Origin of the sequence: Bacillus sp. HY001, assembly GCF_007558965.1 — a bacterium.
Classification (GTDB): Bacteria; Bacillota; Bacilli; order Bacillales; family Bacillaceae_G; genus Bacillus_A; species Bacillus_A mobilis.
Map to the genome: position 1 here is coordinate 65,224 of NZ_VLTE01000006.1, position 19,836 is coordinate 85,059.

The window sequence follows — 19,836 nt, forward strand, 5'->3', positions numbered from 1 at the left end:
TTTGTATAATTGATTATATTTTTGAATTTTTTTGACAAAAGGCAATGGTTTTGTTGACGTTTTCAAACTTTTTTGACAAAATAAAATTATGCAATAGTAGGACAAGGAATCTACTAATAAAGGGGATGGAGAAATGTTTTCAAATATTGGCTTTCCAGGATTAATTTTAATTTTAGTAGCTGTACTCATTTTATTTGGGCCGAAAAAATTGCCGGAAATCGGAAAGGCTTTAGGGGAAACGTTAAAAGAATTTAAAAAATCAACGAAAGAATTGACTGATGATGCATTTCAAGAGAAGGAAAAGAAAGAAAAAATGTAATGAATTTTCCTTGTAATGGATAAATAAAGTGTGGTGAACGAGATGGAAGATCGGGAAATGAGTGTAGTAGAACATATAGTTGAGCTTCGCAAACGAGTAATATATACAGTGCTATCCTTTGTGCTATTTTTAATTGTTGGATTTACTTTTACGAAGGATATTTATTTTTGGCTTGTAAAAGATTTACCAATGAAATTAACTGTTCTCGGTCCAAGTGATGTATTGTGGATTTTTTTCTCGATTGCTACAGTATTTGCTATCGTTTGTACAATTCCTTTTGCTGCTATACAAATTTGGTTATTTGTAAAACCGGGTTTACATCCAAATGAACAAAAAATGACAGTAATGTATATACCGGTATTGTCTATATTATTTATTGCAGGTTTATGCTTTGGATATTTCATTGTAATGCCATTTTTATTTCATTTTCTAACTACGATAGGTAATGAAATGTTTAATACGATGTTTACGACAGAAAAGTATTTTCATTTTGTTCTTAATTTAACAGTTCCATTTGCTGTGATTTTTGAATTGCCTGTAGTTGTCATGTTTTTAACGAGTATTGGACTATTGACGGCGGAATTTTTAATAAAAATAAGAAGGTATGCTTACGTAGCATTGATTATCATTGCATCGTGTATATCACCGCCAGATTTTTTATCTCATAGTTTAGTTGCGGTACCACTTATTTGTATTTATGAAATTAGTATCGCTTTATCAAAGATTGTTAGTAAGAGAAAAAAGAAAAGAGAAGAAGACATACAGTCGAAAAGTGCCTCGTTATAAAGGCACTTTTTTTATTTAGTTGTTATACTATAGCTATAAACGTATACAATATATAGAAGAAAAAAATTATAGAATCTCCAAAATTTAGACAAACTTTGCGCTTTTATATGTTTATACTGAATGTATTAAGCAATTTACGGATAACGAGTCCTCGTCTTATCGGCTATGTAGGATGGGGGATGGATTAGGTGGAGATGAATAGGGTATAAATCTTCTAACCATAAGAACTATAGGGATTGTCCAAGGATACTTTTGTATTCATAGGAGTCTCCACTTTAAACAAAGTGTTACAGCGTAAAGTAGAGGAAGTTCAAAAATCCAATGAAAAAGAGGATTGATATTGTGATTACGAAAAGTTTTTATTTCACTCATTCAACAGGGGATTGTATTAAAATATTCGAGATCCCTGTCCTACAGGCGCAGCATCCATTATCGTTTCTAATTCAGTCTCGTCTTCAATTGTTTATTGCAAAAATTCAAAAACAAAAACACCCAAGATTTTCGTATTCTTTCCGTGAATATTTACAAAATTGTTTGAAGTGGAATGATTATTTAAGTGTATATAAAACAAATACTCTCGAAAAAAATGCATGATATAGAGTGTGGACAGGGTTTGCAGCTCTGTCTTTTTCATTTTAGATATAAAAATATAATTAATTTGATTAAATTTCGTTCCAAATTGTTGAAAGCAATGGGAATACTAGTATAATAACAAGGAGAGCGTATTGGAAAGGGAAGAATATAATATGCAAAAAATTAAAATTGTAACAGATTCAACGGCGGATTTATCACAAGAGGTAATTGAGAAGTATGACATTCATGTTCTACCATTATCAATCTCTGTAAATGGACAAACATATTTAGATCGTGTTGATTTACAACCTGATGAATTTATTGAAGAAATGATCAAATCAGAGGAATTACCAAAAACATCACAACCGGCAATGGGTACATTTGTAGAAATGTATGACAAGTTAGGTGAAGATGGAAGTGAAGTGCTTTCTATTCATATGACAAGTGGAATGAGTGGTACTGTGGCAACTGCCAATAGTGCTGCATCAATGACCGATACAAAAGTAACAGTTGTTGATTCTCAATTTATTACACATGCTTTAGCATATCAAGTAATAGAAGCTGCGAAAATGGCAAATGAAGGACACTCGCTGGAAGAAATTGTAAAACGTGTAGATGAAGTGAGAAAGAACACTCGTTTATATGTAGTAGTAGATACATTAGAAAACTTAGTGAAGGGTGGGCGTATCGGTAAAGGAAAAGCGTTTATCGGTTCGCTACTTAATATAAAACCAATTGCTAGCCTCGAAGATGGTGTTTATAACCCTGTAACGAAAGTGCGTAGCCAAGGTCAAATTGTAAAAACGTTAGCTAAGTTATTTGAGGAAGATACAGCTGGAAAAGTTGTAAAAGCTGTTGCAATTCCACATGCGAAAGCAATTCCTTTAGCTGAAAATGTAAAAGCGGCTGTTGAAAAAGTGAGTGGATTTGCTCAATCAGAAATTTTCTTTACAACGCCTATTATTAGTACTCATACAGGTCCGGGAGCAATCGGATTTATGTATTTAGCGGAGTAATAAAAAAGCTACTTGAAATGAATTTTCAAGTAGCTTTTTTATGTGAATAGAAAGTAAGAAATAAGAAGGGCTATACAGGCACTACCGCTAATGATATAGCGAGTCTGCAAATATTCATTCATAGAAAACACCCACTGGTTAAAGTTTCACTTTATGATTTTCTATAGTATATGTTGGATATTGAAAATAAGTAGTTACGTTATACTTGTAATGTTTCAATTTTTTCATTTGTTTGCTTATCATTTGTTACGCTATTATAAGTGAAAGTTTGGCCTAAAAAGAGTACATGTAGTTGTTCCCACGGTAACATACGTAAATTCCAATTATTTCGAAGCCTTGTTACTGCCTCACGAGGTGTTTCATCTGCGAGTGCAAAAGCTCCGTAATGCATTGGTATAAAGTGTGTAGCGTTTAAGTCTAAATAAGCTTGCACAGCCTCCTCAGGTGAAACGTGAGATATTTTCATAAACCATTCTGGTTCATAAGCTCCAATTGGCATAAGAGCAATATCAATTGAAAAGCGTTTACCAATTTCTTTGAAACCTTGGAAATAGCCACTGTCACCACAAAAATAAATGGTTTCTTTCGTTGTTTCATTATTAATAATCCATCCACCCCAGTGAGATGTATTCATATCAAATAAGGATCTTCTCGTCCAGTGCTGGGCAGGGACAAAGTGAAAGGAAACAGCACTAATTGTTGTATTTTCCCACCAATTATACTCTTCTACGTTAGTAAATTTTTTGCGAGTAAATAATTTTTTCAGTCCAATAGGTACTAGGTATAAAACATCATCATTTAGCTGGCGAAGTGTTGAAAAATCTAAATGATCATAATGACCGTGCGAAATGAGGACAATATCAATTTTAGGTAGTTCTTGTATAGAAAGACCAGGTTCCGTAAGTCTAGGAACTAATTTTAATTTTGAAGCCCATACTGGATCTGTTAATATATTTAATCCATTCATTTGGATAAGGAATGTGGAATGACCAATCCAAGTTACAGTCGTCTTTTCAAAGTTGTTTTGTAGGAATTTACTTTGTTTAACAGGTGATTGTTCTACTAAAAAAGAAAAATCCTTTTTATTTTGTTTTCGCTCTTTTCGCCAACGTAGGAAGGAACGAATTGATTTTTTTGTGCTTACATTATCCATATTTTCATAACGTTTTGTCATGAACATCACCTCATTTAAAATCGTTGTAATTGTATTGTACCGAAATGTTGTTAAGGAATACAGTGTATAACATGGATGAATGTTTAAGGTATTGTTAAAAAATAGGGGGATGCATTTACAAAAGTAACAATTAAGTTCGTTTTGCAGCTTCTATTTAGAGAAATAATAGTAAAAAAATAAATTTTGTCTAGTAATTGGCTTGAAATAAAGAAGTAACATACGTAAATTCGTACGATTTCGTGAACAAATGTAGTAAACAATTTTCTCGTAGTGTTAACTTTTGTTATGATAAACATAACCTATTTAAATTTAGGATAGAGAAAAGAGGTTTATAAATGAAGCGTTATCAAAAAGTAATTGGTCTTATGGTTGTATTTTGTCTCTTTGTACTTGCTGGCTGTAGTGGATCAGGTTCAAAGCTTCGTAAACCACTGAACTGGGATTTAGAAACTTTCCAATTTACAAACCAAGATGGAAAGTCATTTGGTACAAAAGATTTAAAAGGAAAAGTTTGGGTTGCTGACTTTATGTTCACAAATTGCCAAACAGTTTGTCCACCAATGACTGCTAATATGGCAAAACTGCAAAAGATGGCAAAAGAAGAGAAATTAGACGTTCAGTTTGTTTCGTTTAGTGTAGATCCAGACCTTGATAAGCCGGAGAATCTAAAGGCTTTCATTCAAAAGTTTACAGAGGATACTAGTAACTGGAACTTATTAACGGGTTATTCGTTAGAAGATATTACAAAGTTTTCAAAAGATAATTTCCAATCACTTGTAGATAAACCTGAGAATGGTCAAGTTATACATGGAACATCATTTTACTTAATTGATCAAAACGGAAAAGTAATGAAAAAGTATAGTGGCATTAGTAATACGCCGTACGAAGACATTATACGTGATATGAAGCGATTAGTGGATTAAAAAGAAGGGTGCAAAGCACCCTTCTTTTTTTACATTAGTCTATGGATAAAATGTCATGCTGTTGTGGGAGCTTTGGTGCTCGAATTTCTAACACGCCGTTTTGATACGAAGCTTTCGCTGCTTTTTTATTAATTGAGTACGGTAATTTAATCAATCTTGATGCTTCTGAAATGGAACGTTCTCGGCGATAATAGTTATGAGATGTTTCTTCTTCGGCCTCTTCAAGTATCTCTTCTTTTACAGAGACTTTTAAGTATTCACTTTGTATTTCAATTTGAATTTGTTCTTTTTGTATACCTGGTAGTTCAGCTGTAACAACGAGTTCTTCACCAACTTCATATAAATCTACAGGGAATGTTAATAAACGGTTTCCTTTTTGGAAAAAATGATTTAAATCAGCGATTACATTGCGAAGTGGTGTTTGCTCGAAAAAATCATCAATTTGCTTTAAATAATTGCGAACCGGTGGGCGAGAAGTGTCTTTTTTTTCTTCACTCATGGTATTCCCTCCTAGAAATCAATTTGCAATATCATATGACAAAAGCGGAGAAAGGTGATTGCCTAGTTTTCATGTTTTCATAAAAAAATGTTAAAAATGTGAAATGGAGTGATTTTTTTATAGTTTTTGGTCGCCATATTCAATTGATTATGCTAGTATAAATAGGGTTGATATAGTAGTATATAGACAGAATGAAAACTGAAAGAGGGTAAGGAGTATGTGTGGTTTTGTAGGATGTTTATGTGAAAACCCTAGAGAGTTTTCAGAAACAGAAAAACATCAATTTGAAAATATGAACACGATGATTTTCCACCGCGGTCCAGATGACGAAGGATATTTTCGTGATGAACATGTACAATTTGGCTTCCGCCGTTTAAGCATCATTGACTTAGAGGCAGGACATCAGCCGCTAACTTATGAAAATGATCGATATGTAATTATTTTTAATGGTGAAATTTACAACTATGTAGAATTACGTGAAATGTTACTTGAAAAAGGTGCAACGTTTGCAACGCAATCTGATACAGAAGTTATCATTGCATTGTATGCACATATGAAAGAAAAATGTGTAGACTATCTTCGCGGTATGTTTGCATTTATGATTTGGGATCGTGAAGAGAAGAAACTTTTCGGTGCACGTGACCACTTTGGTATTAAACCTTTATACATTGCACAACAAGGTGATACTACATTCTTCGCATCTGAGAAGAAAAGTATTATGCATGTGATGGAAGATAAAGGCGTTAATCCGACGTCACTACAACATTACTTTACGTACCAATATGGTCCAGAGCCAGAAACATTAACAATTGATGTTAATAAAATCGAGCCTGGTCATTATTTCGTAAAAGAAGTCGGTAAAGAGATGGAAATCCATCGCTACTGGAAACCTTATTTCAATGCTTCAAGCGCAACGAAAGAGGAGCATATCCAAGCAATTCGTGATGTGTTATATGATTCAGTAAAAGTGCATATGCGCAGTGATGTACCAGTAGGTTCATTCTTATCTGGTGGTATCGATTCATCTATTATCGCTTCTATCGCAAGAGAAATGAATCCAAATCTTTTAACATTCTCTATTGGTTTTGAACAACGTGGCTTCAGTGAAGTTGATGTTGCCAAAGAAACTGCTGAGAAATTAGGGGTTAAAAACCATAACGTATTCATTTCAGCGAAAGAGTTTATGGATGAGTTCCCAAAAATCATTTGGCATATGGATGATCCTTTAGCAGATCCAGCAGCTGTACCATTGTACTTCGTTGCAAAAGAAGCACGTAAGCATGTAACAGTTGTTCTTTCAGGTGAAGGTGCAGACGAGCTATTTGGTGGGTATAACATTTATCGTGAGCCAAACTCACTAAAAATGTTCTCTTACATTCCTAGCCCAGGTAAGAGCGTTCTAAAAGCATTAAGTGGTGCTCTTAAAGAAGGCTTTAAAGGAAAGAGCTTCCTAGAGCGTGGATGTACGCCAATTGAAGAGCGTTACTATGGAAATGCGAAAATCTTCCGTGAAGAAGAGAAAGTTGAATTAATGAAGTATTACAATGAAAGTGTTAACTATATGGATATCACGAAACCATTGTATAAGGAAATTAAAGATTATGATGATGTAAGCAAAATGCAGTACATTGACATGTTCACATGGTTACGCGGTGACATTTTATTAAAAGCTGATAAAATGACAATGGCAAATTCATTAGAACTTCGTGTACCGTTCTTAGATAAAGAAGTGTTCGATGTTGCATCTAAAATTCCAACTGAATTTAAGATTGCTAACGGAACTACGAAAGCTATTTTACGTGAAGCAGCACGCGGAATCGTTCCAGATCACGTATTAGATCGTAAAAAACTTGGATTCCCAGTACCAATTCGTCACTGGTTAAAAGACGAAATGCATGATTGGGCTATCAATATTATTAACGAGAGTAAAACAGAGCATTTAATCGACAAACAGTATGTATTAAACTTACTGGAAGCACATTGTGCAGATAAAGGCGATTATAGCCGTAAAATTTGGACTGTACTTGCGTTTATGGTATGGCACCAAATTTATGTTGAGCATAAATACGATACGAATAAGTTCCACGAAGAAACGAAACGTGCGTATAGCTTAGTTTAATTAGAAAAACCTTAAGATCGCATATGATCTTAAGGTTTTTTTCATAAATAGAACGAATTATTGATACAATAATAGTAAAAGGATGGACAACATATGATTACGTTTGAAAAAGTAAGTGTAGAAAATGAAAACGTTGTTAAAGAAATGTTTCGCTCACATAGTTTAAGTGAAAATCAGGTACAGTATTGTGTGAAAGTTGATGATACATATATTGGTGTAATAGATTATCGTGTTCAAGAGGAGAGTGCGGTTTTATCTCAGTTAATAATTCATTTTGATTATCAAAGTTACGGTTATGGAACAAATACGTATTTTACATTTGAAACGATGATGAAAGAAAGAAATGTGAAAGAGATAAAAGTAATACAAATGGAATTAACGGAACAAGCTAAATCTTTCATAGAGAGCTTTGGATTTAATGAAGAAGATGGAATATATGTGAAGAAAATATAACGATGCGTAGTTACGCGGGATAAATATAAGGCAGGTGGATATATGACGATGACTTCTGGTCTTGTATTGATTGGAGGGTGTTTTCTAGTAGCAGAGCTAATCCATATGTTCATTCGAAAAAGAATGAATAAGAAGAAAAAGCCGTATGAATTACAATATGCCCCTGTGTTTTTCCTATTATTTTGTATGCTGATTACATTACAAAACATAACGAACTTCCCACCGCTTATAAATATTTTTTTAAAGTTCGGTTTGCTGTATAGTAGCACTGGAATAGCCCTTTTATTCCTTTTGTTTTGCATACGTTATATTCACTATCAATCGTATATATTTATTTTAAATTGGTTAAAGCAAAATGATAGAAACCGCCTTACTTAAGGCGGTTTCTTTGTATTTGTAATAGCTTTGAAAGAAACAGCTTTATCTAATAGAAGTTCCATATAACACACAATACGAACTGCGATGGGTGCAATTTGAGATGAAATATAAGAAATGTGATAACAAGATACAGATGTTTTTGTATATAAAGCTCAAAAATTCATTTTAATTTATTGAAATGATTAGATGATTCTACATATTATCTGTTATTAGTATGTGGTACTATGTATTCTTAATCAGTAACGTAAGTAGGTGTATAAATTTGAAATGTGAATCAACTAGTTTATCTTAATGGCTGGCAAATAGCAGGATTAAATTTTTTAGGAGGTATCGTTTTTGTATGTTTAATATTGATATTTTATTTCTCGAATGGATGACCAGTATGGAGGGAAGTATGCTTACAATACTTTTCAAATTTATATCTAGTATTGCAAATGAAACGCTGTATTTAGTTATTATTTCGATTTTATATTGGTGCGTTTCTAAAAGAAAAGCATTTCATATGATTGTTATGCTTTGTTTCTCTGGGTATATAGGGATAGTGGTAAAAGAATTCATGAAAATTCCGCGACCGTATACATACGATGGAGTTCAAGCTTTATATGAAAAATCCGCCGCAGGTTATTCTTTTCCAAGTACACATGTCCAGTTAGGGGCAACGTTTTGGAGTTCATTCATGAGTTTATATAAAAAGAGAATCATTTGGATCATTGGAATTATTTTTATAATATTGATTGCTACTTCTCGTCTTTATTTACGTGTACATTGGCTCAGTGATATAGTAGGTGCGGTTTTAATTAGTATCATAGTGGTTTATTTATATATGAAAGTAACAGTGGGATTAAGTGATAGGAAATTTATATTGTTACAACGAATTGTATTGGCTGTTTCACTCATTATGTATTTTATGACAGACAATATAGATAATTTTAAATTACTAGGAGTTTTGACAGGTTCTACGATTGGGATCATGTTGGAAAATCAATTTATTAAAATGAACGAAAATAATAATTTTAAAATACAAGTAGTAAAAACAGTAGTAGGTCTTAGTTTTATGTTCATGATACAGCTCATACTAAAAAAAGTAATACCTGATATGTATTATATACGTTATGTATTGACTGGAATTACAATTACTTTCTTATGCCCATTTCTTTTTCACTTGTTACGTTTAAAAAATGTGAGTAGCAAATAAGTACAAAAATATTTTGAATAAAAATGAGGTTGAAATTATATATATTGAAAAAGTTTTCTGATATATCTATTGACAATGTATGAGATATACATTAATCTTTAAATGTAAATGATAATCAATTTCAACTAGGAGGACTTATGACACGCACTAAAAATATTCTTATACTTTGCGTTATGTCACTAATGGTCGTAATCGCAGGGTGCGGTAAAGAAGAAGAAAAGAAAGATGAAGATACATCTGTAAAGGCAAAGGATTCATATAGTATAAAGCATGCAATGGGTGAAACGACAGTAAATGGTACGCCAAAAAGAGTTGTTGTTTTAACAAATGAGGGTGCTGAGGCACTTTTAACTGTTGGGGTAACGCCAGTTGGAACGACAAAACCACGTGCTGGTGATGAATGGTATCCTCATTTAGCGAAAGAGTTAAAAAATACGAAAGTAGTAGGAACTGAGCGTGACATTAATTTAGAGGCGGTAATGAAGCTTCAACCGGATCTTATTATCGGAAATAAAATGCGTCACGAAAAAATATACGAGCAGTTAAAAGAAATCGCGCCAACAGTATATGCTGAAACATTGCGCGGTGATTGGAAAGAAAACTTTATGCTATATACAAAAGCTGTAAATAAAGAAAAAGAAGGGCAAAATGCTCTTAATGATTATAAAAAGCGTATTGCAGCAATAAAAGAACAATTAGGTGATAAAATTAACTCTAAAGTTTCCATTATTCGCTTCGTCCCAGGTGATGTTCGTATTTATCAAAAAAATTCATTCTCAGGCGTTGTATTAAATGATATTGGATTTAAACGACCACCACTACAAGATAAAGATGAATTTGCGATAAAAGGAATTACAAAAGAGCAAATTCCAAATATGGACGGGGACTATATATTCTATTTCACATCTGATAAAGATGCGGATAAGAATAATGAAGGAAACACGTTAGCGAAAGAATGGACAGAAGATCCACTCTTTAAGCAGTTACAGGCTTCTAAAGATAATAAAGTATTCCAAGTAGATGAAGTGATTTGGAATACAGCAGGTGGTATTGTAGCTGCAAATCTTATGTTAGATGATATTGAAAAATATTTTCTAAAATAAATGAACGGTCGAGTACATCACTTTAAATGGGTGATGTGCTTTTTTATCTATAAAATACAGAAAATTCCTTCTTTTGAATGCGGATAAGTTGTACAATTAAACCAATCATGGAATAAAGGAGTGGGAATAAATGAAAGCTACTCATAAAGATTGGATTTTGTTTAACGGAAGAATGGTAAATACGAAGGAAGAACAGCCGATGATTCCATTAGAGGAGAGAGGCTTTCAATTTGGGGATGGTATATATGAGGTATTCAGACTATATGATGGGAAGCCACATTTATTAGATTTACATTTAGAACGATTCTTTAATTCTATGGAAGAAATAAAACTAATTCCGCCATTTACTAAGGAAGAGTTGGTGGAAGAGTTACATCAAATGATTGAAAAAAATCAATTTCAAGAAGATGGGAATGTATATTTGCAAATATCAAGGGGTGCTCAAGCACGTAATCATGTGTATGAATCAAATATGGAACCAACATATTTTGCAAATATAGTTTCGTTTCCAAGGCCAATTACTGCAATGGAACGAGGGATAAAAGTTACTGTAGAAGAGGATATACGCTGGAAGTTCTGTCATATAAAATCTTTAAACTTGCTACCTAATATTATGATTAAAAATAAAATAAACGAACAAGGCTATCAAGAAGCGATATTAGTACGAGATGGAATTGTAACGGAAGGGTGTCATTCAAATTTCTTTATGGTGAAAAATAATAAATTGATTACACATCCGGCTGATAATTTCATTCTCCACGGCATTACACGTCAATTCGTTATTACATTAGCGAAAGAGTTACATATTGAAGTAGAAGAACGAGAATTTTCACTACAAGAAGTATTTGAAGCTGATGAGTGCTTCTTCACAGCGACACCACTTGAAATATTCCCAGTCGTTCAAATAGGTGATGAACAGTTTGGAACCGGTGGAAGAGGACCAATTACAAAGAAACTCCAAGTTGCATATGAAGAAAGTATTCGTTTGTTTAAAGTTACGAACTAATATTGAAGAAAAAAGCTGGTATTCCTCCAGCTTTTTTTCATGATATAATTCAAGCATAGGACAAGATTTGAAAACGCTGTAAAAAGGGGATTTAATGTATGAATTATGAAGATTTTAAAGAAGTAATTCACGGTAGACGAAGTGTTAGGAAGTTCACAGAACAAGAAGTATCCACTAGTGATATAAAAGAAATTATTGATTGTGCTCGTTATGCACCTAGTGATACGAACTCACAAACTTGGGAGTTTTTGGTCATAATGAACCGAGAGAAAATTAAAGAAATTGAACAAATGACATGGGATGCATTACATAAACTTGCGGCAAAAGCGGCAGAAAACGGAGAAGAGAAAGCAGGGAAATTACTTACACGTTCTTTCGGACCATATGCGACAGCTTTCTCGGAGGCACCAGTTTTAATCGTGTGTTTGGCAACACCATATGAATCAAAATTTCGCGAAAAGATATTTGATCCAATTGCTTTTGTTCCAGATTCAGTTTGGGAAGAAGAAGGGATTAAGAGTAGCTGTTTAGCAGCACAAAATTTAATGTTAGCTGCGCATGCGAAGGGGCTTGGTACTTGTCCGATGACAGGACCGGTATTGTTAGCTCAAGATGAACTACGACAATATTTACAAATTGAGCCTGAAAAACAAATAAATATGGTTATTTCACTCGGTTTCCCGAAAGATAAGCCGAAGAAACTTCCAAGAAAAGAAGTAGATGAGATTACAACATTTGTTTTTTAAAGCTCAAAATAAAAAGACATTGTATGAACAATGTCTTTTTATTTTGGACAGGTATGTAATTAATCTGTTGGGCTAAAATGATAGATAAGAGGGAATTACTATTTATTTCATAAAAAAAATTAATGTTCTATTAAGGAAAGTATGATACATTAATCGTGAGCAATATTCTATTTGTTCATGAAAGTGTTGAAAGTAGTCTTAAAATTTAAAAGTTATTTTTGTATAATAAATTATAATGAAATGACAGGGGGGATGAATTTTGAAAAAATTCATAATCACTGGATTGTCTGTATTGTTACTAGTTGGTTGCGGTACTCCACAGGAAAAAGAGGGTACACAATCAAAGCAGGAAGAAAAAGTTGTAAACGCGAGTAATGAGAATATAGTTTTATTTCCTGAGGGAGCAGTGCCAATTGGAGAAGGAAAAGTAAAAGTTATTACACCAGATGGCACGTCTGAGAATGGTAATATACCGGCTGTATTCATCAAAAAGGATACTTTAATTCAACATGTTGAATTAGAGCTTTCTAATTTTCAAAACGATAAAGAAACATTTGTATTTGTAGATCAAGTATATGCAGATAAATATCAAGTCACTAGTACAACACAGACAACCGTACAATTAAAAGAAAAGATGCTTGAAACAGGTAGTCATACGATTACTGCAGTTCAGTATGAAAACAATGACCCGAAAGGAAAGGTTATTAGTTTTAATCAAGCAACATTTGAAACAAAACCTGCGTCATAAGAAGAATAAAAAGTACATTACTCAAAAAGTAGTGTGCTTTTTTGTTTATACTAGAGGATGTAATAGTGAATAACTTGTTTCGTTTTCTAATACGATTAAGTAGGAAGAAATCACTTGTTTCTACTATGACAGAGAAAGAGGCTGAAGATGTGAATCGATGTATCCGTATTGTTTTGATTATTTTAACGATGTCAGTCATTTGGTTTACGATTCAAGAGGTGACTCAAATTACGCTTGACTATCAAATTCACGATTTGTTAATAGGAGCTATTTGTTTTACCATTGTTTATCTATTATATGATAAACTCGGATTAAGGTAAGTTTTAAAAGAGAAATGTAGGTATTTCATTTGAAATGTCGAATAGTACATACGATGTCGTAATAACAAATTTTCTATTGTTTACTGTGAAACAGAAGAAGGGGAGAGAGTAGTTATGAAACGAGCTCTTATTAATATTGATTATACATATGATTTTGTAGCTGAAAAAGGTGCTTTAACTTGCGGGAAACCAGGGCAAGAAATTGAGAAGGAAATTGTACATATAACGAAGCAATATATTGAAAATGGGGATTACGTTGTCTTTGCGATTGATAAACATGAAGAAAATGATGTATATCATCCAGAATCAAAGTTATTCCCGCCTCATAATATAGCAGGTACAAATGGAAGAGATTTGTTTCGGGAATTACAAGATGTGTACGAAACATATAAAAATGCAGAGAATGTATATTATATGGATAAAACACGATATAGTGCATTTGCAGGAACAGACTTAGAGATGAAGTTAAGAGAAAGAGGAATAGAAGAAGTTCATCTTGTTGGTGTTTGTACTGATATTTGTGTTCTTCACACAGCAGTAGACGCTTATAATAAAGGATTTAAAATTGTAGTTTATGAAAAGGCGGTTGCGTCTTTTAATGCGCAAGGTCATGAATTTGCACTTGGACATTTTAAGTCATGCTTACATGCAGAAGTAAAGTAAAAAAGAGGCCTTTAAAAAGGTCTCTTTTTACGTTATAGCCCATTGTAAGAAACCTCCGCGAGTCGAAATGTATTCAAATGAACAATTCGGCGTTGTGTTAATATTCCCCTTTTTGTTTAGGGAAGTATTGAGGTCTCAAAATAAAGTCACTTATAAAAAGTTGTATTGTTATCTCCCTTTAGTGGATGAAAAAGGGTATATTTATAGAAGAAAGTGTAACAAGTAATAAGGAAATCAAAAGGTATAACAATAAATTAGTTTTTCATGAAATTTTCATTAGTTAAGGGTGTGGATGGATGAGTTTATTAACGTATACTGAAGAATTTTTTAATTATGTAAGAGAGTTTTTACTTTTAAGATTTTTACTATTTGCTTTAGTTCTAATTATTATCTCATTTGTAATCAACCGTATTATTGATTGGTTTTTTAGGAAATCAAGCTTTTTTGATGAAGAGGTAGAGCAAACGATTCAAAGTGTGATTCGATCTATTTTTAGATATATCATTATCATCAGTCTAATCATATATTTAATTAGCCAATTTGTAGATATAAAAAGTATCATTGCAGGTGCAGGGATAGCGGGGGTTGTTATCGGTTTTGCTGCACAACAGATGCTAAAAGATGTTATATTAGGCTTCGCGCGATTAGCGGACAAAGAGTTTCGTGTTGGCGATTTTGTTACTTTTAACGGAACAAATTCAGGAACGATTGAGGAAATTAGTATTCGTTTTATGCAAATTCGTGAATGGTCAGGAAAACTTCTAACCATACCACATGGAGAGATTAGAACGATACAAAATTTTAATAAAGGATGGATGCGCGTAATTGAACGGATTACGGTAAGTTATCAGGAAGATCCTACAAGAGTTAAGGAATTGTTAGAAGAAGTTTGTGTAAATTGTAATGAAAAATTGGCTCCGAGTCTTTATAAAGTAGAGGATGAAGCTGTTGAGTCATTTAAATATGTTGGTGTTACAGATTTAAATCCGAATTTTAAATACGTTGGATATGAATTTTGTATTACAGGTTTAATAAAGCCAGAAGATTATTTTGAAACTTCTAGACAAGTAAGATTTGAATTAATGTCTATGTTCCATAAGAATCAAGTGCAGATGCCAGCAACAAATATGGTCATTACTGCTGAAAGCTTACAGCATGCCCGTGCTGGACAATCTTTATCCCACTTTAATGGGCAGTAAGATCCCAACCTCAAAATTCAGCGAAAGCAAAGAAGTTAGGTGGGGGATCAACTGCCCATAAAAGTCCGATTGGTCAGGGCTGATAATCAGTGGGAATGAAGAAAACCCCCACTGATTAAAGTTTCACTTTATCGGACAGTTAAAGTAGAACAGTTTGTTAACAAAAATTCTGCATCCAACATTGGATAGAAAAATATTAATAAAATGATTGAGATAAAGAAAGAGCCGAAGGAATTTGGCTCTTTTTAATTTGTAGAATTTAGAAATTTCTTAATGTTATAATGGTAGTAGGTGATGAGAATGAACTTTGAAGAAAAAGAGATGCATCGTTTAGAAGCATTAAAAGCAATTGCTGAATTATTAAATGAAGCAACAGACTTACAGGACATGTTAGAAAAAGTGTTACATACATTGTTACAAGTTATGAATTTACAAACAGGGTGGATATTCTTTATCGATGAAAGTGGAAAGCACCGTATGCTTGTAGATCAAAACTTACCTCCAGCTCTTACTTGGCAAGAGAAGAAGCCAATGTGTGAAGGAGACTGTTGGTGTGTAGAGCGTTTTGTGAATGGCAGATTGGAAAAAGCAACAAATATTATTGAATGTAAGCGAATAGAGGATGCGATTGAATGTAATTGGGGAGAGACAGAAGATGTAACGCATCATGCGACAATTCCTCTTAGGTCTGGATCGGAGAAATTTGGTCTATTAAATGTGGCTTCGCCTCAAAAAACACATTTTTCAGAAGAAGAATTAGCATTATTAGAATCGATTGCATTTCAAATAGGTACGACAATACAACGTATTCAGTTAGTAGAAAAAGAACGTAAATACGTAGTGGTAGCTGAAAGAAATCGATTAGCTCGTGATTTACATGATTCAGTAAAACAATTGTTATTTTCTATTATGCTAACAGCAAAAGGTACTCTAAACATGACGCAAGATAGAGACTTGCAAGAGATGTTAAGTTATATTGGAGAATTATCACAGGAAGCATTACAAGAAATGACACTTTTAATTTGGCAATTAAGACCGGAAGGATTAGAGAAAGGTTTAGCAGAAGCAATTAAAAATTACGGGAAGTTGTTAGGGATTTTTGTGGAAGTTCGAATTGATGGAATGGTTTCAATTGGGGATGAAATAGAAGAAGTTTTATGGCGTATTAGTCAAGAAGCAATACATAATTGTAAAAAACATGCTTCATGTGAAAAGGTAAATGTTCTTTTAAAAATAGAAAATAACCAGCTATATTTTTACATAGAGGATAACGGAATAGGATTTATACAAGATAACGTAAGAGAGACAGCGCTCGGTTTAAAAAGTATGAAGGAACGTATTCAGTTAATGAAGGGATCGTTTCAAATAAAAACGGAGTTGAAAAAGGGTACGAAAATTGAAATTCAATTGCCGGTTTAAAGGGGAGAATAGGTTGAAGATTAAATTACTTTTAGTTGAGGATCATCATATCGTTCGAAGAGGACTTGTATTCTTTTTGAAAACGAGAGAAGAATTTGAAATTGTTGGGGAAGCAGAAAATGGGGAAGAGGCATTAACATTCGTCCAAACAAAAAGGCCAGATATAGTATTAATGGATCTATCAATGCCGAAGATGGATGGTATTGAAGCAACAAAACGAATAAAACAGTATGATGAGACAATAAAGATACTTATATTAAGCAGTTTTTCAGAGCAAGATTATGTTTTACCAGCACTAGAAGCTGGAGCAGATGGTTATCAATTAAAAGAAGTACAACCGGAGCAACTTGTAGCTTCTATCATTGCAGTACAGGAAGGGAATGCGAATTTTCACCCGAAAGTAACACCAGCACTCTTAGGACGGTCAGCGGTTAAAAAAGAAAACCCATTTTCCATGTTAACGAAAAGAGAGCAAGAAGTACTTCGTGAAATTGCGAAAGGGAAAAGCAATAAGGAAATTGCAGCAGAGCTTCATATTACAGAACAAACTGTAAAAACACATGTTTCAAATGTTTTAGCTAAGTTGGAAGTAGATGATCGTACGCAAGCTGCATTATATGCGGTGAAACATGGAGGGAATAATAAATATGAATAATTATGTACCATGTTGCGACAGAATACATAGGAGTCTTTAAAATTTTGCGGGATAATAATCAGAGGGAGATGTACAATACTCTCGTTAATTAAAATTTCAATTTATAGTAGTGCCAAATAAAGGTTTTTCTTCTTTCGATAATTAGGTACAATAAAGCTACGATGGAAGGGGAAGATATGCTATGCCAGGTACAAGAAATGGGCTTGGAAAGATTCAGGCTTCGTTAAACGGTTTATCACCGAAATTGCGAAGTATTGCTGAACATATTTTGAAACATCCACAAGATGTTGTACATAAATCTATTACAGAATTAGCTGAAGTTACGAATAGCTCCGAAGCTACGATATTCCGCTTATGTAAGCATCTTGGTTTTCAAGGGTTTCAAGATTTAAAGATTACATTAGCTCGTGAAATTGTACATACTCCAATGCAAAATATTCATGAAGAAGTATCGGCGGAAGATAGTATGGTAACTGTTGCTAAAAAAGTTTTTCATTCGCATATTACAGGACTGCAAGATACATTACATTTGCTAAACGATACAGCACTAGAGCAAGCGGTAAAAGTATTGCAAGATACAAGCCGTATTGAGTTTTATGGAAATGGTGGTTCTGGTATTATTGCGATGGATGCATATCATAAATTTATGAGAACAGGTATTTCTTGTATTGCTCATACAGATTCACATTTTCAAATTATGGGTGCGGGTTTACTAACTAAAGAAGCAGTGGTCATTGCAATTTCTCATTCTGGTAGCAATAAAGGGTTACTGGAAGCGTTAGAAGTAGCAAAAGCAAGGGGAGCTCGTATTATTGCGATTACGAGCTATCAGAAATCAGCATTAAGTCAACTTGCTAATATTACTTTATATACTTCAACACGTGAGACGGAATTCCGCACAGAAGCCAGTTCATCAAGATTAGCACAGTTAAGTTTATTAGATACTTTATACGTTGGGTTATCGTTACAACGCCAAGAAGAAACGTTGCAAAATTTACAAAGTATACGTGAAACAATTTCGATGAAACGAATATAAAAGGTCCTTCAATTGAAGGGCTTTTTATATTGGGCAATAGTCTTTTGTGAAAATTTGATGATTATAATTTCCTGTTTTAAAAAATCTGTATTAATGGAGTCTTATACTCCCACGTAGAGTTCTAATAAACTATAAATAAATGCAATTTCGGTTTTCCCCTCAAATAAACATTTGGTTAATAATTCAAATATTGTTCAATATTTAACAATAAGCTTTTAAAATTACATGTTATGATGAACCTGTAATGATGATTGAACATTTAAATTTGGCATAATGATTAGCCAAATCAGTGAAGACAGAAGTTTTGAGATGTACTCATTAAAATTCTAAAACACTAAAGGGGAGATCACATATGAAAGCAGTAGTAGTTAATAAAAATAGTAAAGCAAACATTGAAGTTATCGAAAAGGAATTACGTCCGTTACACTCAGGTGAAGCGTTAGTAGATGTAGAGTATTGTGGGGTTTGTCATACTGATTTACACGTTGCAAATCATGATTTTGGAAACACAGATGGCCGTATTCTTGGTCATGAGGGTGTAGGTATTGTTACGAAACTTGCTGATGATGTTACTTCACTAAAGATAGGTGATCGTGTAAGTATTGCATGGATGTTCCAATCTTGTGGACGTTGTGAATATTGTGTAACTGGTAGAGAAACATTTTGCCGTGAAGTTAAGAATGCTGGTTATTCAGTAGATGGTGGTATGGCGGAGCAATGTATTGTTACAGCTGACTATGCGGTGAAAGTACCAGAAGGATTAGATCCTGCTCAAGCATCATCAATTACATGTGCGGGCGTAACTACATATAAAGCAATAAAAGTATCAGATATTAAACCTGGTCAACCTATCGTTATCTATGGTTGTGGTGGATTAGGTAACCTAGCTATCCAATATGCTAAAAACGTATTTGGTGCAAAGGTAATTGCAGTAGATATTAATGATGATAAATTAGCCTTAGCAAAAGAGGTTGGAGCTGATATGACTATCAATCCAATTTCTCAAGGTCCTGCTGATAAGATTGTGCAAGATGAGTTTGGTGGTGCTTATGCTGCTGTAGTAACAGCTGTTTCTAAAGTAGCATTCAACTCAGCAGTTGATGCAGTACGTGCTTGTGGTAAAGTCGTTGCAGTTGGTTTACCAGTAGAAACTATGGATTTAAACATTCCGCGACTTGTATTAGATGGAATTGAAGTAGTTGGTTCTCTAGTCGGTACACGTAAGGACTTAGAGGAGGCATTCATGTTCGGTGCAGAAGGCAAGGTAGTGCCGGTTGTTCAAACGTGTTCTCTAGATAAAGTACAAAATGTATTCGAAGAAATGGAACAAGGTAGAATTCAAGGACGTATGGTAATCGATTTTAAACAGCATAATTGTGATTGTAAATAATTCACTTTAAATATAAAGAATATGAGTCTAGCAAAGGATATTAAAAAAGTTAGACGGCATAAAGAAGCTGATCCCTGCATTCAACAAGGATCAGCTTTTTTAATATCAATGCTGAT

The 19,836-nt window shown here is 33.5% G+C and carries 22 protein-coding genes; 20 read left to right on the forward strand and 2 right to left on the reverse strand.

The genetic code is table 11. The annotated features are described in order from the left end of the window. Positions 1–133 precede the first annotated feature (133 nt). The 4 genes from FOT98_RS06505 (at position 134) to FOT98_RS06520 (ending at position 2,694) form a co-directional block, all read left to right on the forward strand. On the forward strand, positions 134–319 hold the full coding sequence (locus FOT98_RS06505; protein ID WP_000492443.1) for a twin-arginine translocase TatA/TatE family subunit: 186 nt from the start codon (positions 134–136) through the stop codon (positions 317–319). A gap of 42 nt (positions 320–361) precedes the next feature. Next, entirely contained in the window at positions 362–1,105 is a 744-nt protein-coding gene (tatC, locus tag FOT98_RS06510) for a twin-arginine translocase subunit TatC (RefSeq protein WP_061679536.1), read from the forward strand. A gap of 342 nt (positions 1,106–1,447) precedes the next feature. After that, positions 1,448–1,699, forward strand: a complete 252-nt coding sequence (locus tag FOT98_RS06515; RefSeq protein WP_063262765.1) for a DUF2535 family protein — start codon at positions 1,448–1,450, stop codon at positions 1,697–1,699. Between the two features lie 152 nt (positions 1,700–1,851). Further along, the gene (locus FOT98_RS06520; RefSeq protein ID WP_063262810.1) at positions 1,852–2,694 is read left to right on the forward strand and encodes a DegV family protein; all 843 of its coding nucleotides are present in this window, start codon (positions 1,852–1,854) and stop codon (positions 2,692–2,694) included. Positions 2,695–2,893: 199 nt separating this feature from the next. On the opposite strand, the gene FOT98_RS06525 is transcribed toward FOT98_RS06520, so the two are convergent. After that, positions 2,894–3,868, reverse strand: a complete 975-nt coding sequence (locus FOT98_RS06525; RefSeq protein ID WP_063262766.1) for an MBL fold metallo-hydrolase — start codon at positions 3,866–3,868, stop codon at positions 2,894–2,896. 335 nt (positions 3,869–4,203) lie between these two features. On the opposite strand from FOT98_RS06525, the gene FOT98_RS06530 reads away from it, so the two are divergent. Beyond that, complete coding sequence (locus tag FOT98_RS06530; protein WP_061679538.1) at positions 4,204–4,791, forward strand: SCO family protein; 588 nt, start codon at positions 4,204–4,206, stop codon at positions 4,789–4,791. Positions 4,792–4,825: 34 nt separating this feature from the next. On the opposite strand, the gene FOT98_RS06535 is transcribed toward FOT98_RS06530, so the two are convergent. Beyond that, positions 4,826–5,290, reverse strand: coding sequence for an Hsp20/alpha crystallin family protein (locus FOT98_RS06535; RefSeq protein WP_063262767.1), 465 nt, complete (start codon positions 5,288–5,290; stop codon positions 4,826–4,828). Positions 5,291–5,507: 217 nt separating this feature from the next. On the opposite strand from FOT98_RS06535, the gene asnB reads away from it, so the two are divergent. The 15 genes from asnB (at position 5,508) to adhP (ending at position 19,720) form a co-directional block, all read left to right on the forward strand. Then, positions 5,508–7,409 carry an asparagine synthase (glutamine-hydrolyzing) gene (asnB, locus tag FOT98_RS06540; RefSeq protein WP_063262768.1) on the forward strand — a complete coding sequence of 634 codons (1,902 nt, stop codon included), beginning with the start codon at positions 5,508–5,510 and terminating at the stop codon, positions 7,407–7,409. 93 nt (positions 7,410–7,502) lie between these two features. Then, positions 7,503–7,862, forward strand: a complete 360-nt coding sequence (locus FOT98_RS06545) for a GNAT family N-acetyltransferase (protein ID WP_063262769.1) — start codon at positions 7,503–7,505, stop codon at positions 7,860–7,862. Between the two features lie 48 nt (positions 7,863–7,910). After that, the gene (locus FOT98_RS06550) at positions 7,911–8,240 is read left to right on the forward strand and encodes a hypothetical protein (RefSeq protein WP_063262770.1); all 330 of its coding nucleotides are present in this window, start codon (positions 7,911–7,913) and stop codon (positions 8,238–8,240) included. A gap of 340 nt (positions 8,241–8,580) precedes the next feature. After that, positions 8,581–9,435 carry a phosphatase PAP2 family protein gene (locus FOT98_RS06555; RefSeq protein ID WP_063262771.1) on the forward strand — a complete coding sequence of 285 codons (855 nt, stop codon included), beginning with the start codon at positions 8,581–8,583 and terminating at the stop codon, positions 9,433–9,435. Positions 9,436–9,572: 137 nt separating this feature from the next. Further along, complete coding sequence (locus FOT98_RS06560) at positions 9,573–10,538, forward strand: ABC transporter substrate-binding protein (RefSeq protein ID WP_063262772.1); 966 nt, start codon at positions 9,573–9,575, stop codon at positions 10,536–10,538. Positions 10,539–10,668: 130 nt separating this feature from the next. Beyond that, positions 10,669–11,544, forward strand: a complete 876-nt coding sequence (dat, locus tag FOT98_RS06565; RefSeq protein WP_063262773.1) for a D-amino-acid transaminase — start codon at positions 10,669–10,671, stop codon at positions 11,542–11,544. 98 nt (positions 11,545–11,642) lie between these two features. Continuing rightward, positions 11,643–12,290, forward strand: a complete 648-nt coding sequence (locus FOT98_RS06570) for a nitroreductase family protein (protein WP_001105300.1) — start codon at positions 11,643–11,645, stop codon at positions 12,288–12,290. Between the two features lie 259 nt (positions 12,291–12,549). Then, positions 12,550–13,038, forward strand: a complete 489-nt coding sequence (locus FOT98_RS06575) for a putative periplasmic lipoprotein (protein ID WP_063262774.1) — start codon at positions 12,550–12,552, stop codon at positions 13,036–13,038. 65 nt (positions 13,039–13,103) lie between these two features. After that, positions 13,104–13,358 (forward strand): hypothetical protein, encoded by a 255-nt coding sequence (locus FOT98_RS06580; RefSeq protein WP_080467791.1) that lies wholly within the window; start codon positions 13,104–13,106, stop codon positions 13,356–13,358. Between the two features lie 114 nt (positions 13,359–13,472). After that, entirely contained in the window at positions 13,473–14,021 is a 549-nt protein-coding gene (locus FOT98_RS06585; protein WP_063262776.1) for a cysteine hydrolase family protein, read from the forward strand. Positions 14,022–14,317: 296 nt separating this feature from the next. Beyond that, entirely contained in the window at positions 14,318–15,220 is a 903-nt protein-coding gene (locus FOT98_RS06590) for a mechanosensitive ion channel family protein (protein WP_063262777.1), read from the forward strand. 300 nt (positions 15,221–15,520) lie between these two features. Then, on the forward strand, positions 15,521–16,639 hold the full coding sequence (locus tag FOT98_RS06595; RefSeq protein ID WP_063262778.1) for a GAF domain-containing sensor histidine kinase: 1,119 nt from the start codon (positions 15,521–15,523) through the stop codon (positions 16,637–16,639). A gap of 13 nt (positions 16,640–16,652) precedes the next feature. Then, positions 16,653–17,294 (forward strand): response regulator, encoded by a 642-nt coding sequence (locus FOT98_RS06600; protein ID WP_063262779.1) that lies wholly within the window; start codon positions 16,653–16,655, stop codon positions 17,292–17,294. A gap of 181 nt (positions 17,295–17,475) precedes the next feature. After that, positions 17,476–18,330, forward strand: a complete 855-nt coding sequence (locus FOT98_RS06605; RefSeq protein ID WP_063262780.1) for a MurR/RpiR family transcriptional regulator — start codon at positions 17,476–17,478, stop codon at positions 18,328–18,330. Between the two features lie 352 nt (positions 18,331–18,682). Further along, a complete protein-coding gene (gene adhP / locus FOT98_RS06610) occupies positions 18,683–19,720 on the forward strand; it encodes an alcohol dehydrogenase AdhP (RefSeq protein ID WP_063262781.1) in 1,038 nt (345 codons plus the stop codon). Positions 19,721–19,836: the final 116 nt, after the last annotated feature.

Bases quoted from the DNA above. Each gene is read 5' to 3' on its own strand.
- FOT98_RS06505 (WP_000492443.1), top strand. From the start codon at position 134: ATGTTTTCAAATATTGGCTTTCCAGGATTAATTTTAATTTTAGTAGCT.
- tatC (WP_061679536.1), top strand. From the start codon at position 362: ATGGAAGATCGGGAAATGAGTGTAGTAGAACATATAGTTGAGCTTCGC.
- FOT98_RS06520 (WP_063262810.1), top strand. From the start codon at position 1,852: ATGCAAAAAATTAAAATTGTAACAGATTCAACGGCGGATTTATCACAA.
- FOT98_RS06525 (WP_063262766.1), bottom strand. From the start codon at position 3,868: ATGACAAAACGTTATGAAAATATGGATAATGTAAGCACAAAAAAATCA.
- FOT98_RS06530 (WP_061679538.1), top strand. From the start codon at position 4,204: ATGAAGCGTTATCAAAAAGTAATTGGTCTTATGGTTGTATTTTGTCTC.
- FOT98_RS06535 (WP_063262767.1), bottom strand. From the start codon at position 5,290: ATGAGTGAAGAAAAAAAAGACACTTCTCGCCCACCGGTTCGCAATTAT.
- asnB (WP_063262768.1), top strand. From the start codon at position 5,508: ATGTGTGGTTTTGTAGGATGTTTATGTGAAAACCCTAGAGAGTTTTCA.
- FOT98_RS06545 (WP_063262769.1), top strand. From the start codon at position 7,503: ATGATTACGTTTGAAAAAGTAAGTGTAGAAAATGAAAACGTTGTTAAA.
- FOT98_RS06550 (WP_063262770.1), top strand. From the start codon at position 7,911: ATGACTTCTGGTCTTGTATTGATTGGAGGGTGTTTTCTAGTAGCAGAG.
- FOT98_RS06555 (WP_063262771.1), top strand. From the start codon at position 8,581: ATGTTTAATATTGATATTTTATTTCTCGAATGGATGACCAGTATGGAG.
- FOT98_RS06560 (WP_063262772.1), top strand. From the start codon at position 9,573: ATGACACGCACTAAAAATATTCTTATACTTTGCGTTATGTCACTAATG.
- dat (WP_063262773.1), top strand. From the start codon at position 10,669: ATGAAAGCTACTCATAAAGATTGGATTTTGTTTAACGGAAGAATGGTA.
- FOT98_RS06570 (WP_001105300.1), top strand. From the start codon at position 11,643: ATGAATTATGAAGATTTTAAAGAAGTAATTCACGGTAGACGAAGTGTT.
- FOT98_RS06585 (WP_063262776.1), top strand. From the start codon at position 13,473: ATGAAACGAGCTCTTATTAATATTGATTATACATATGATTTTGTAGCT.
- FOT98_RS06590 (WP_063262777.1), top strand. From the start codon at position 14,318: ATGAGTTTATTAACGTATACTGAAGAATTTTTTAATTATGTAAGAGAG.
- FOT98_RS06595 (WP_063262778.1), top strand. From the start codon at position 15,521: ATGAACTTTGAAGAAAAAGAGATGCATCGTTTAGAAGCATTAAAAGCA.
- FOT98_RS06605 (WP_063262780.1), top strand. From the start codon at position 17,476: ATGCCAGGTACAAGAAATGGGCTTGGAAAGATTCAGGCTTCGTTAAAC.
- adhP (WP_063262781.1), top strand. From the start codon at position 18,683: ATGAAAGCAGTAGTAGTTAATAAAAATAGTAAAGCAAACATTGAAGTT.